Below are 12349 nucleotides of genomic sequence, written 5' to 3' on the forward strand. Positions count from 1 at the left end.
ACCGGCCGCCGTGAGCGCCAGCCAGTTGAGAGTTCCATGCCCGTCACCCCGACCACCGTGCCGCCCGCTTCCGCCGACCTCTCCCGGCTTCTCGACGCCATTGCCCAGCGCATCGGCGCCGCGCATGTGCTGAGGGCGGCGGACGACATGGCGCCCTATCTGCGCGAGGAGCGCGGGCTCTATCAGGGCCGCACCCCGGCGGTGGTGCGGCCGGGCACGACCGAGGAGGTGGCGTTCATCGTTTCAGCCTGTGCCGAGGCGGGGGTGTCGATCGTCCCGCAGGGTGGCAATACCGGGCTGGTGGGGGGGCAGATGCCGTTCGGCGAGCTGCTGGTCTCGCTGGCGCGCCTCGACCGGATCCGCGACGTCGACCCGGTGGACATGACGATGACGGTGGAGGCCGGCGTCATCCTCGACACCGTGCACCGGGCGGCGGAAGAGGCGGGATGCCTGTTCCCGCTGCACATCGCCTCGCAGGGCTCCTGCCGGATCGGGGGAAACCTGTCCAGCAATGCGGGGGGCACGGCGGTGCTGCGCTATGGCAATGCGCGCGAGCTGGTGCTGGGTCTCGAGGTGGTGCTGGCCGACGGCCAGGTGTGGAACGGGCTCAGGTGCCTGCGCAAAAACAATGCGGGCTACGATCTCAAGCAGCTGTTTCTCGGCACCGAGGGTACGCTCGGCCTCATCACCGCTGCGGTGCTGAAGCTGTTTCCCCAGCCCGCGCAACGCTCCACGGCCTTTCTCGCCGTGCCCGATCCCGCCGCCGCGCTGGCGCTGCTGAAGCGGCTGCGCGGCGAGGCGGGGGATGCGCTGACCACTTTCGAACTGATGGCCGGCTTCGGGGTCGAGACCGTGCTGAAGCACATGCCCGGCACCGTCCGCCCGTTCCGCGACGCCTACGCGTGGTATGTGCTGGTCGAACTTTCCGCGCCAACGCGGGCGTTCGACCTGCCTGCGCTGCTGGAGCAGGGCCTCGCCGATGCGCTGGAGGCGGGCGAGGTGCTGGACGCGGTCATCGCGGCGAGCGAGGCGCAGGCGCAGGGGCTGTGGCGGCTGCGCGAGGACATGTCCGAGGCGCAGAAGCACGAGGGCGGCTCGATCAAGCACGATGTGTCGGTGCCGGTGTCCCGGGTGCCCGAATTCCTTGAGCGTGCCCTGCCGGCAGTGATGGCGGCACTGCCGGGCCTGCGACCCTGTCCATTCGGGCATGTCGGCGACGGCAACATCCATTTCAACCTGAGCCAGCCGGTGGGCATGGAGAAAGCCGCCTTCATCGCGATGTGGGAGACGTTCAACCGCATCGTCCATGACATCGTGGTGGAGATGGACGGCTCGATCGCCGCCGAGCACGGCATCGGCCTTCTGAAGGCGCATGAACTGGCCCACTACGCCGACCCTGTGAGCCTCGACCTGATGCGGCGGCTGAAGGGCGCGCTGGACCCGGGCGATCTGCTTAATCCCGGCAAGGTTATTGAGTGACAGGCGACAATATTGATCTTTCTAGAATGATGATAATGTAGAATTCAGCATCGACTTCACTGTTTTGAAGAATTCTACATTAAAGGAGTTGAACGTTTTCGTATTGTCGGCAGCGTACTCGCGGGTCTATGGAAGCTGGTAACTGACAAGACCGGCGGCCCGACACGTCTATGCGTCCTGTGCATTGCGGGCGGGCGGCCAGAACTGCGGGTCACCAGCATGTCGAACCTTCGCCGCACCGCTGCCTGTCTGCCGAGACGTCAGGCTCTCGTGGCCGTCCTTTTGTGCGGTCTGCTGACGCCGGCCACGGCGCAGCAAGTTCCGCCAGAGCCGCAGTCGCCGGTGCAAACGCAGATGCCCGCCCCAGCGCCCGCATCGGTGCCGGCGGCGCCAGCGGTGACGCCTTCGGCCATAGCCTCTCCCCCGCAGGCGGGTAACGGCGCCGGGGGCGACGACGGGCTGGTGCCGCCGATGTCGGCTGCCGATGGCGCTGCGCCCTCCGTCGTTCCTTCCGCCGAGACGTTCTCCTTGACCGGGGGCGAGGCGGTGCCGGAACCGGGCTTCGATGTCGGGGCCGCTTCCCCCGCGGAGGAAGACACGTCCATTTCCGCCCAGCTTCCCCATGACCTGTCGCCCTGGGGCATGTTCATGGCGGCGGACTGGGTGGTGAAGGCGGTGATGATCGGCCTGGCCTTCGCCTCGGTCGTCACCTGGACGGTGTGGCTGGTGAAGACCTTCGAGCTGCTGTTCGTGCAGCGCCGGCTGCGTGTCGCGCTGCGCGGCTTCCTCGGCTCCGCCTCGCTGGACGAGGCGCGCCGCGTGGCGCCGAGCGGTCCGGCCGGCGCCATGCTGCGGGCGAGCGATCTTGAAATCATGCGTTCGGGTGACCTGCCGGCCGAAGGCATAAAGGAGCGGGTATCGATCTCGCTGGGCCGGATCGAGGTCGCGGCCGGGCGGGCGATCACGCGTGGCACGGGGCTTCTGGCGACGATCGGCGCCACCGCGCCCTTCGTCGGCCTGTTCGGCACGGTGTGGGGCATCATGAATGCCTTCATCGGCATCTCGAAGGCGCAGACCACCAATCTCGCCGTGGTGGCGCCCGGAATCGCCGAAGCGCTGCTGGCGACCGCGATCGGCCTGGTGGCGGCGATACCGGCCGTGGTGATCTACAACCATTTCAGCCGGCAGGTGTCGGGTTATCGGGTGCTGATGGGCGACGCCGCCGCCGAGGTGCTGCGCCTGCTGTCGCGGGATCTCGACCGTCGCGATGCCAACCACACCCGCCACCCGCCGGCGCGGCTGCGCGCGGCGGCGGAGTAACGCGCCATGGCGGCGAAGCTGCAGAGTTCCGACAGCGACGAGCTGGTCGAGAACCACGAGATCAACGTCACCCCGTTCATCGACGTGATCCTGGTGCTGCTGATCATCTTCATGGTGGCGGCGCCGCTTTCCACCGTCGACGTCAAGGTGGACCTGCCGGCCTCCAACGCGGCGGTGCAGCCGCGCCCGGATACGCCGGTCTATCTCACGGTGAAGAGCGATCTCATGCTCGCGCTGGGCAATGACGATGTCGCGCGGTCCGCGCTCGGGGCCGAGCTGGCGCGTGTGACCGAGGGCAAGAAGGACACCCGCATCTTCCTGCGGGCCGACAAGACCGTGGCCTATGGCGACCTGATGGAGGTGATGAACCTTCTGCGTGCCGCCGGCTATCTGAAGATCGCGCTGGTGGGACTTGAGTCCGTCGCGGGCGCCGCCCCCGCTTCCGACGCCGCGCCTGCTTCCGACGCAGCCCCCGCTTCCGAAACGTCACCGGGAAGCGCAGCACCATGAGCCTGCTGCTGCTCAAGGGCGGCCCCGGCCACAGGCTGCGCGTGGCCGCCGGCTGGGCGGTGTGCGGCTGCGTGGTGCTGGCCGCCCATGGCGGCGCGCTGGGCTATCTCCTGTCCAAGCCTCCCGAGGTGGCCGCCGACGCGCCGGCCGCGATCATGATCGAGCTGGCGGAAATGCCGGTGTCGCCGGAATCCGAGCCGACCGAGACCGCGCCGGGACCGCCCATGGTGGAAGCGCCCGAAGAGGTGGAGGAGGAGGTGAAGCCCGACCCGTTGGCCGAGGTCGAGGACGCCCCGCCGCCTCCACCGATGCCTGAGCAGGAGCCGCTGCCCGAAGTGGCGGAATCCCCCGCGCCCGATATCGAGGTGCCCCTGCCGCCGCCCCCGCCTCTGGCTTCCGAGCTGACCCCGCCGGAGAAGGAGATCGAGAAGCCGAAGGAGCGGCCGAAGCAGAAGCCGAAGCCGCGCAAGAAGAGCAAGAAGCCGCCGGCGCCGCGCACCGCCGCCGCGCCCGCGCTGGACGCCGCGCGCGCCGACCGTGTCGCCGCGCCCTCGCAGGGGGCGAGTTCGTCCAACAGCCGGGCTGCCGCCACCTGGCGCTCGCGGCTGATGGCGCATCTCAACCGGCACAAGCGTTTTCCTGCCGGGGAAAACGGCAGCGGCAAGGCCCGCGTGGCTTTCACCATCGACCGCTCGGGGCGGGTGATCGCGGCCCGCCTTGTCGGCAGCTCGGGCGTCTCGACGTTCGATCAGGAGGCGGTGGCGATGATCCGCCGGGCGTCCCCGGTGCCGCCGCCGCCGCCCGATGTGGGCGGCAGCCGGATCTCGTTCACGGTGCCGGTGGACTTCGCGCGGCGCTAGGGCGTTTTCGTTGAACTCCCGTTCACCCGAAATGCCGCAGCTGCTTGTTTCGACACGTAGTGGTCATGCGAGCCGCAGACCGCTTCGCCCGAAAACGCTCCCGCCCCGGCTTACTCGGCCGCCCAGCAGGCGACGAGCTGTTCGCCCTTGCGCTCCAGCGGGGGCATCTCGACGCGGCAGCGGTCCATCACCAGCGGGCAGCGCGGGTTGAAGGGGCAGCCGGCCGGTGGGTTGAAGGGCGAGGGCAGCTCACCCTGCAGCACAATGCGGTCGCGCTTGGAATCGGGGTCGGCGACCGGCGTCGCGGAGAGCAGCGCGCGGGTATAGGGGTGTCGGGGCGCGTCGAAGATGGCGTCGCGCGGGCCGTGCTCCACCGCGCTGCCGAGATACATCACCAGCACCTCGTCCGCCATGTGCCGGACCACGCCGAGATCGTGGGAGACGAACACATAGGCGACGCCCAGGGTCTGCTGCAGCTCGACCAGCAGGTTCAGCACCTGCGCCCGCACCGAGACGTCCAGCGCGGAGACCGGCTCGTCCAGTACGAGGATCTTCGGGCGCAGCACCAGCGCGCGGGCGATGGCGATGCGCTGGCGCTGGCCGCCGGAGAACATGTGCGGGTAGCGCCCGTGATGCTCGGCGCGCAGGCCCACATATCTCATCATGTCGAGCGCCCGCTCGCGCCTCTCCGGGGCGGATAGCTTGGTGTTGACGAGCAGCGGCTCCTCGATCGCCTTGCCCACTGTCTGGCGCGGATTGAGCGAGCCATAGGGGTTCTGGAACACCATCTGCACCTCGCCGCGATAGCGGCGCAGGGTGGAGGTGTCCGCGTCGGCGACGTCGACATCGTCGAGCAGGAGCGAGCCCTCTCCCGGACGCTCGATCATGGTGAGCATGCGGGCCAGCGTCGACTTGCCGGAGCCGGATTCGCCGACAATGGCCAGCGTGGAGCGTGCGGCGAGGCGGAAGCTGATGCCGGCGACGGCCTTCACCACCGCGGACTTGGCGAACATGCCGCGCGCCACCTCGTAGGACTGGGCGAGGTTCACCGCTTCCATGACCGAATCTGCGGCGGAGGGTTCGGACGGGACGATCTGGTTCACGCGGCGATCTCCCTGGTCTGGGGCACGCCATGGATCAGCGGCGTGTGGCAGAGCGCGAGGCCGAGCGCGGCGCCGGCGCGCGGCGGCGGCATGGTGCGGCAGGTCTCGGTGGCGAAGCGGCAGCGCGGCGAGAACAGGCAGCCCGCCGGCCGGTCGGAAAGGCCCGGCACGACGCCGGGAATGGAGGGCAGGATGCGCCCCTTGGCCCGCTCGGGCAGCGCCGCGAGCAGGGCGGCGGTGTAGGGGTGATGCGGGTCCTCGAACAGACCGCGCGTGGTCTGCATCTCCACCTGCTGGCCCGCATAGTGGACGCATACGCGTTGCGCGGTTTCCGCGACGACGCCCATGTCATGGGTGATCAGCACCAGTCCGACGCCGCTTTCCTTCTGCAGCCGCAGCAGCAGGTCGAGGATCTGCGCCTGGATGGTGACATCGAGCGCGGTGGTCGGCTCGTCGGCGATGATCAGCTTGGGGCGGCAGGCGAGCGCCATTGCGATCATCACGCGCTGGCTCATGCCGCCGGACAGCTGGTGGGGGAAGGCCTTGAGCCGGCGCTCGGGTTCGGGAATGCCGACGAGTTCGAGCAGGTCCACGGCGCGGGCCTGCCGGCCGGCGCGGTCGAGATCGAGATGGGCCTTCATCGCCTCGCGGATCTGGAAGCCGACCGTGAAGCACGGGTTGAGGCTCGACATCGGCTCCTGGAAGATCATCGCCAGGTCGCGGCCGATGATCTTGCGCCGCGCCCGCGCCGACAGGGCGAGCAGGTCGTGGCCGTCGAAGGTCATGACATCGGCGGTGATGGTCGCGGTCCAGGGCAGCAGGCCCATGACCGCGAGCATCGCGACCGACTTGCCCGAGCCGGACTCGCCGACAATGGCGACCAGTTCTCCGGTATCGACATCGAGATCGACGCCGTCCACCGCCTTGAACGGCCCGCGCGAGGTGGCGAAGGTGACGCAGAGATTGCGGATGGACAGCAGCGGATCGGGACGGGTCAAAAGCTCCGGCATCGCTCAGCTCCTCCTCAGCTTCGGGTCGAGCGCGTCGCGCAGGCCATCGCCCATCAGGTTGATGGCGACCACCGTGGAGAGAATGGCGAGGCCCGGCAGCGTCACGATCCATGGCGCGGCGCGGATGAACTCGCGTGAATCGGCCAGCATGGCGCCCCATTCCGGCGTCGGCGGCTGGGCGCCAAGGCCCAGGAAGCCCAGCGCCGCCGCTTCCAGGATGGCGTCGGAAATGCCGAGCGCGGCCTGCACGATGAGCGGGGCCAGGCAATTCGGCAGCACGGTGACGAACATCAGCCGCAGCTTGCCCACGCCCGCCACCTGCGCGGCGATGACGTATTCCTTCGACAGCTCGGAAATGGCGGCCGCGCGGACCAGCCGCACATAGCGCGGCAGGTAGACCACGGTGACCGCGATGATGGTGTTGAGAAGGCTGGGACCGAGCACGGCGACCACGAGGATGGCGAGCACGAGGCTCGGTATCGCCACCACGAGGTCCATGATGCGCATCACCACCACCTCGACGACGCCGCGCATGAAGGCGCTGGCGAGGCCGAGCACGATGCCGAGCGCAACCGACACCAGCATCACCGACATGCCGATGCCGAGCGAGATGCGCGCGCCGTAGATCAGACGCGAGAGCACGTCCCGGCCCACCGCGTCAGTGCCGAAGGGAAAGGCCCAACTGCCGCCGGCCCAGACCGGCGGCTGCTGCACATGCTCGCGGAACTGCTCGATCGGCGAATGCGGGGCGACCCACGGCGCGAACAGCGCCAGAAGGGCGATGAACGCCACCACGATGAGGCCAAGCACCGCGCCGCGGTTCTCGCTGAAGGCGGACCAGAAGGCGGCGAAGGAAGAGACTTCGGGCGGCACCGTCTCGATGACCGGATCGGTCATCGTCTCGGGAGCGCCGGCGGCGAGCAACGGTTCATCCGCCATGCCGGATCCTCGGGTTGATCGCGACATAGAGCACGTCGACGATGAGATTGACGAGGATGACGACACCCGAGATCAGCATGATGCCCCCCTGGAGCGCCGGGTAGTCGCGGCGCGAGATCGATTCGATCAGCCATTTGCCGACACCGGGCCAGGCGAAGATGGTCTCGGTCAGCACGGCGCCCGCGAGCAGCGTGCCGGTTTGCAGGCCGATGACGGTGACGACCGGGATCAGGGCGTTGCGCAGGGCGTGAAGCCCGACCACCCGGAGCGGGGAGAGGCCCTTGGCGCGGGCGGTGCGCACATAGTCCTCGCTCAGCACCTCCAGCATCGAGGAGCGCGTCATGCGCGCGATTACCGCGAGAGGGATGGTGCCGAGCACGATGGAGGGCAGAATGAGATGGGCCACGGCCGCGCCGAAGGCGCCTTCCTGCCCCGAGAGCAGGCTGTCGATGAGCATGAAGCCGGTGACGGGCTCGAAATAGTAGTTGATGAGGTCCATGCGGCCGGAAACCGGGGTCAGACCCAGATATTCCGACATGAACATGATGAGCAGCAGGCCCCACCAGAAGATCGGCATCGAATAGCCCGCGAGGGCCACCGTCATGACCGAATGATCGATGATGCCGCCGCGCTTGACCGCCGCGATGACACCGGCGGGGATGCCGAGGATGACGGCGAACAGCAGGGCGCAGATCGACAGTTCCAGCGTGGCCGGGAACAGGGTCGCGAACTCATGCAGCACGGGGGTCTTGGTAACGATGGAGACGCCGAAATCTCCGTGGGCGAGGCCGTTCACGTAATCCAGGAACTGCTTCCACACCGGCTGGTCGAGGCCGAGGTCGTGGCGCAGCGCGGCGAGGCGTTCCGGGGCGATGCCGCGCTCGCCGGTGCGCGCCTCGATCGGGTCGCCGGGCACGAGGCGCACTGCGACGAAGGTGACGAACATCAGCGCCACGAAAGTCGGCACCGTCAGCGCGACGCGGCGTATGAAGAGTTTCAGCATGTATTTCCCGGGCTAGGCCAACCCCAGATCAGCCCCGCGTCGCACGCCGCGCGCGCATGCGGGCGCCGAAGACGACAGGAACGGGGGTCAGGGACCGTCGCGAACGACGGAATGCGCGAGGCGCGCCGCTTTCCTAATGGCACGGAAGCGGCGGCCGTTTCGCAAAAGCACGGCGCCGGCGGTAGGCTCCTCCCCGCCGGCGCCGCCTCACATCACTTCAGGTCGACGCCATAGAACTCGTGGCGACCGAACGGGCTCACCTTGTAGTCGACGACCTCGGTGCGGGTCGGCTCGTAGACCACCGAGTGGGCGATGGTGAACCAGGGCGCCTCTTCCTTGAAGATGACCTGTGCCTGCTCGTAGAGCTTGGTGCGCTCGTCGATGTCGGAGATCGTACGTGCCTTGTTGATCAGCGCGTCGAAGTCCTTGTTGCACCACTTGGCCAGGTTCTGCCCGCCCTTGCGCGCGGCGGGGCAGCCGAGAAGGAAGAAGAAGTTGTCCGGGTCGCCATTGTCACCGGTCCAGCCCAGCTGGCCGGTCGTGTGCTCGCCTTCCTGCATGCGCTTGCGGTACTCGCCCCACTCATAGGAGACGAGCTTGGCATTGATGCCGACCTTGGCGAGGTCCGACTGCATCATTTCGGCGATGCGCTTGGCGTTCGGGTTGTAGGGGCGCTGCACCGGCATCCACCACAGGTCGATCTCGAGCGGATCGCTCACCCCGGCGTCCTTGAGCATGGCCTTGGCCTTCTCGGGATCGTAGGGGTAGTCCTTGATCGAGGTGTTGTAGGACCAGATGGTCGGCGGGATCGGGTTGATCGCGGCCTGGCCGGCGCCCTGGTAGACGTCCTTGATGATCGCGGCCTTGTCGATCGCCATGTTGAACGCCTGGCGCACCTCCTTCTTGTCGAAGGGCGGCTTTTCGTTGTTCAGCGCGAGATAGGCGATGTTGAGGCCCGGCTGCGAGAGCAGGTTGATCGTGGAGTCCGCCTTCATCGCCTGGATGTCGGCCGGGTTGGGCGCCATCATGACGTGGCACTCGCCCTTCTTGAGCTTGGCGTAGCGCGCGGTCGCGTCCGGGGTGATGGCGTAAACCAGATTGTCGAGCGCCGCCTTGCCCCCGAAATAGTCCGGGAAGGCCTTGTAGCGGATCACCGCGTCCTTCTGGTAGGCGACGAACTGGAACGGGCCGGTGCCGACCGGGATCTGGTCATACTGCTCCGGGGTGCCCTTCTTCAGCAGGTAGTCGGCATATTCGGCCGACATGATGGTGCCGAAGTCCATGGCGAGATTCGCCAGCATGGGGGCGTTTGGCTCGTTCAGCGTGAACTTGACCGTGTAGTCGTCGACCTTGTCGATCGACTTCAGAAGGTCGGGCATGCCCATGTCGTTGAAGTAGTCGTAAGCACCGCCCGTGACCTTGTGGTAGGGATTGTCTTCCTTCCACTGGCGGTTGAACGAGAACAGCACGTCGTCGGCGTTGAATTCGCGGGTCGGGGTGAAGCCGTTGACGCCGGAGTGGAATTTCACGCCCTTGCGGAGCTTGAAGGTGATTTCCTTGCCGTCGTCGCTGACCGTCCAGCTCTCGGCGAGGGCGGGGACGACCTTTGTCGTGCCGCGCTCGAATTCGACCAACTGATTATACACCGGCCGCGCCGCGTCGAAGCTCGTACCCGTGGTGTTGAGCGCCGGCGTGAAGTTCTCGGGGCTGCCCTCCGAGCAATAGACCAGGGTCTTGGCGGCATAGGCGGGCGCCGCAAGAACCGTCAGCATGGCGGCCGCAAGGGCCACTTTGGCATTGAATACCGGCATGATTGGATATCCCTCTCGTGGACAATAACGGCAGCTGCCCGTTTGGCGGGCGCGCTTAATTGTTGATCTCCGTCGTCCTGAATTGGACTCAATCATGCCATTTCGAGTTGCGCAATCTCATCTCACCCCTAGACGAAGGTCGAATAAGGTATTCAAGTAGCTCTAATGACGTCTCCCGGAGTGGGGATGCGCGCGGTGGAACGACGTTGTATGACCAGACGCGCCGGTGTTAGGCCGGTGGTTCGTGCATCCGTTCGGAGATCCGCCTCATGAGTGCCGCGTCGTCCACCGAAAAACCCGTCCGCGCCATGTTTGACTGGGTCGACCCGTTCGACATCGACAGCCAGCTCACCGAAGACGAGCGCATGGTTCGCGACACCGCGCACGACTACGCCCAGGAGAGGCTCCAGCCGCGCGTCACCTCCGCCTATATGGAGGAGCATTTCGACCGTGCGATTATGGAAGAAATGGGCGCGCTCGGGCTGCTCGGGCCGACCATACCGGAGGAATTCGGCGGCGCCGGGCTCGGCTATGTGGCCTACGGCCTGGTCGCGCGCGAGGTGGAGCGGGTCGATTCCGGGTATCGCTCGGCGATGAGCGTGCAGTCCTCGCTGGTGATGCACCCGATCAACGCCTATGGCTCGCCGGAGCAGAAGACGAAGTTCCTGCCCAAGCTGGCCACCGGCGAATGGGTTGGCTGCTTCGGACTGACCGAGCCGGACGCGGGCTCGGACCCCGCCGGCATGCGCACGCGGGCGGAAAAGATCGATGGTGGCTACCGTCTCAGCGGCGCCAAAATGTGGATCACCAATTCGCCGATCGCCGATGTCGCCGTCGTGTGGGCGAAGTCGGCGGCGCATGACAACGGGATTCGCGGCTTTCTGGTGGAACGCGGCATGAAGGGATTCTCCACCCCGAAGATCGAGAACAAGCTCTCGCTTCGTGCCTCGATCACCGGCGAGATCGTGCTCGACGGGGTCGAACTGCCGGAGGAAAATCTCCTTCCCGCCGTCTCGGGGCTGAAGGGTCCATTCGGCTGCCTCAACCGGGCGCGGTACGGAATCGGCTGGGGCACGATGGGTGCGGCGGAGGCCTGCTATGCCGCCGCGCGCAACTATACGCTCGATCGTCAGCAGTTCGGCAAGCCGCTGGCCGCGATGCAACTGGTGCAGAAGAAGCTCTCGGACATGGCGACCGAGATCGCGCTCGGCCTTCAGCTGGCGCTGCGCGCCGGACGGCTGTTCGATGAAGGACGCCTGCCGCCGGAGGCGATCTCCATGCTCAAGCGCAACAATTGCGGCAAGGCGCTCGAGATCGCGCGCAACGCCCGCGACATGCATGGCGGCAACGGCATCTCGGCCGAGTTTCCGGTGATGCGTCACATGGTGAACCTGGAAACGGTGAACACCTATGAGGGCACGCACGACATCCACGCGCTGATTCTCGGCCGGGCGATCACCGGGCATCAGGCGTTCTATTGAGATTGGCCGTCAGAGGTCGATCAGTGCCTCGACGGGCGTGCTGCCGGAACCGGATCTGCCGGGGCCGCCCTTTTCCGAGGAAACGACCATCTCGGCCAGCGTCATGCCGTCGAGAATGTCGGACATGGCGTCGCGCACCCGGCTCATGGTCAGGCGCACGGCGCAGCTCTGCAGGTCCTCGCAGTCCTGGCAGGGCACATAAGCGCTCTTGCTGGCGCAGCTGATCGGGGCCAGCGGGCCGTCGAGGGTGCGGATGATGTGGCCGATATTGATCTCGGCCGAGGTGCGCGCCAGCGCGTAGCCCCCGCCCGGCCCCTTCTTGGAGCGGAGCATGCCGGCGTTCCGCAATTCCAGAAGAATCGCGTCCAGGAACTTCTTGGGAATGTTGTTGGCGGTGGCGATTTCCTGGCCCATCGCGCTCGCGCCGGGCTCGAGATGAGCCAGATACAGCATCGCCTTAAGGCCGTACTTGCCTTTGTTGGTCAGCATAACCGCTTGAAATCCGACGAAACGTGCGTGCCTAGGGCGAATCCCTGAAGGCCGAATATAGGAGAGAGTGGGCCGATCAGGCGGAGACTTAGCAGATTTCGCCGGAATTGCCGAATAGCTTCAAGGTGCTGGGGTCATCGCCGCGGCGACGACGGGCGCGGCACGCTCACCGGCAAAGGGATGGGCGTAGACGATCGCGACGATGATGGCCCCGTAGGCGAGGGCGAAAAGCAGCTTGTCGCGATAACGGCGGAAGCCGGCACGGCCCATCTGCATTCCCCCGTTGCCCCGCGTCGCCTCGACCCTGCGACGTCCGCCGCTCGGCAGATTTCCCATGAAGTAGT

The 12349-nt window shown here is 66.9% G+C and carries 12 protein-coding genes; 5 read left to right on the forward strand and 7 right to left on the reverse strand.

Annotation, left to right across the window (positions count from 1 at the left end):
* Positions 1 to 36: 36 nt before the first annotated feature.
* The 4 genes from G3A50_RS16580 to G3A50_RS16595 all read left to right on the forward strand — a co-directional run bounded on the left by G3A50_RS16580 (position 37) and on the right by G3A50_RS16595 (position 4169).
* A complete protein-coding gene (locus G3A50_RS16580) occupies positions 37 to 1479 on the forward strand; it encodes an FAD-binding oxidoreductase (protein WP_163076289.1) in 1443 nt (480 codons plus the stop codon).
* Positions 1480 to 1833: 354 nt separating this feature from the next.
* Positions 1834 to 2799 (forward strand): tonB-system energizer ExbB, encoded by a 966-nt coding sequence (gene exbB, locus G3A50_RS16585; protein ID WP_210255154.1) that lies wholly within the window; start codon positions 1834 to 1836, stop codon positions 2797 to 2799.
* 6 nt (positions 2800 to 2805) lie between these two features.
* Positions 2806 to 3309, forward strand: coding sequence for a TonB system transport protein ExbD (gene exbD, locus G3A50_RS16590; RefSeq protein ID WP_163076291.1), 504 nt, complete (start codon positions 2806 to 2808; stop codon positions 3307 to 3309).
* Positions 3306 to 4169 (forward strand): energy transducer TonB family protein, encoded by an 864-nt coding sequence (locus G3A50_RS16595; RefSeq protein ID WP_163076292.1) that lies wholly within the window; start codon positions 3306 to 3308, stop codon positions 4167 to 4169. The genes exbD and G3A50_RS16595 overlap by 4 nt, the downstream gene beginning before the upstream one ends.
* Positions 4170 to 4279: 110 nt before the next feature.
* On the opposite strand, the gene G3A50_RS16600 is transcribed toward G3A50_RS16595, so the two are convergent.
* From G3A50_RS16600 to G3A50_RS16620, 5 genes are all read right to left on the reverse strand, one after another.
* Positions 4280 to 5272: a dipeptide ABC transporter ATP-binding protein gene (locus G3A50_RS16600; protein WP_281355817.1), complete on the reverse strand. Its 993-nt coding sequence runs from the start codon at positions 5270 to 5272 to the stop codon at positions 4280 to 4282.
* On the reverse strand, positions 5269 to 6282 hold the full coding sequence (locus G3A50_RS16605; protein WP_163076293.1) for an ABC transporter ATP-binding protein: 1014 nt from the start codon (positions 6280 to 6282) through the stop codon (positions 5269 to 5271). The genes G3A50_RS16600 and G3A50_RS16605 overlap by 4 nt, the downstream gene beginning before the upstream one ends.
* Before the next feature lie 3 nt (positions 6283 to 6285).
* Positions 6286 to 7221, reverse strand: coding sequence for an ABC transporter permease subunit (locus tag G3A50_RS16610; protein WP_170308644.1), 936 nt, complete (start codon positions 7219 to 7221; stop codon positions 6286 to 6288).
* Entirely contained in the window at positions 7211 to 8224 is a 1014-nt protein-coding gene (locus tag G3A50_RS16615) for an ABC transporter permease subunit (protein ID WP_163076294.1), read from the reverse strand. Before G3A50_RS16615 ends, G3A50_RS16610 begins: the two co-directional genes overlap by 11 nt.
* Before the next feature lie 212 nt (positions 8225 to 8436).
* On the reverse strand, positions 8437 to 10035 hold the full coding sequence (locus G3A50_RS16620; RefSeq protein WP_210255155.1) for an ABC transporter substrate-binding protein: 1599 nt from the start codon (positions 10033 to 10035) through the stop codon (positions 8437 to 8439).
* Between the two features lie 269 nt (positions 10036 to 10304).
* On the opposite strand from G3A50_RS16620, the gene G3A50_RS16625 reads away from it, so the two are divergent.
* Positions 10305 to 11516 (forward strand): acyl-CoA dehydrogenase, encoded by a 1212-nt coding sequence (locus G3A50_RS16625; RefSeq protein ID WP_163076295.1) that lies wholly within the window; start codon positions 10305 to 10307, stop codon positions 11514 to 11516.
* Positions 11517 to 11525: 9 nt separating this feature from the next.
* Here G3A50_RS16625 and G3A50_RS16630 read toward each other — a convergent pair whose 3' ends face one another.
* Positions 11526 to 12005 (reverse strand): RrF2 family transcriptional regulator, encoded by a 480-nt coding sequence (locus tag G3A50_RS16630; protein WP_163076296.1) that lies wholly within the window; start codon positions 12003 to 12005, stop codon positions 11526 to 11528.
* 120 nt (positions 12006 to 12125) lie between these two features.
* Complete coding sequence (locus G3A50_RS16635; protein WP_163073207.1) at positions 12126 to 12341, reverse strand: hypothetical protein; 216 nt, start codon at positions 12339 to 12341, stop codon at positions 12126 to 12128.
* Positions 12342 to 12349: the final 8 nt, after the last annotated feature.

Source organism: Ancylobacter pratisalsi (assembly GCF_010669125.1).
In the GTDB taxonomy this organism is placed as follows: domain Bacteria; phylum Pseudomonadota; class Alphaproteobacteria; order Rhizobiales; family Xanthobacteraceae; genus Ancylobacter; species Ancylobacter pratisalsi.

Excerpts from the sequence above, each read along its gene's own strand:
- G3A50_RS16580 (WP_163076289.1), top strand. The coding sequence starts at position 37 with ATGCCCGTCACCCCGACCACCGTGCCGCCCGCTTCCGCCGACCTCTCC.
- exbB (WP_210255154.1), top strand. The coding sequence starts at position 1,834 with ATGCCCGCCCCAGCGCCCGCATCGGTGCCGGCGGCGCCAGCGGTGACG.
- exbD (WP_163076291.1), top strand. The coding sequence starts at position 2,806 with ATGGCGGCGAAGCTGCAGAGTTCCGACAGCGACGAGCTGGTCGAGAAC.
- G3A50_RS16595 (WP_163076292.1), top strand. The coding sequence starts at position 3,306 with ATGAGCCTGCTGCTGCTCAAGGGCGGCCCCGGCCACAGGCTGCGCGTG.
- G3A50_RS16605 (WP_163076293.1), bottom strand. The coding sequence starts at position 6,282 with ATGCCGGAGCTTTTGACCCGTCCCGATCCGCTGCTGTCCATCCGCAAT.
- G3A50_RS16610 (WP_170308644.1), bottom strand. The coding sequence starts at position 7,221 with ATGGCGGATGAACCGTTGCTCGCCGCCGGCGCTCCCGAGACGATGACC.
- G3A50_RS16615 (WP_163076294.1), bottom strand. The coding sequence starts at position 8,224 with ATGCTGAAACTCTTCATACGCCGCGTCGCGCTGACGGTGCCGACTTTC.
- G3A50_RS16620 (WP_210255155.1), bottom strand. The coding sequence starts at position 10,035 with ATGCCGGTATTCAATGCCAAAGTGGCCCTTGCGGCCGCCATGCTGACG.
- G3A50_RS16625 (WP_163076295.1), top strand. The coding sequence starts at position 10,305 with ATGAGTGCCGCGTCGTCCACCGAAAAACCCGTCCGCGCCATGTTTGAC.
- G3A50_RS16630 (WP_163076296.1), bottom strand. The coding sequence starts at position 12,005 with ATGCTGACCAACAAAGGCAAGTACGGCCTTAAGGCGATGCTGTATCTG.
- G3A50_RS16635 (WP_163073207.1), bottom strand. The coding sequence starts at position 12,341 with ATGGGAAATCTGCCGAGCGGCGGACGTCGCAGGGTCGAGGCGACGCGG.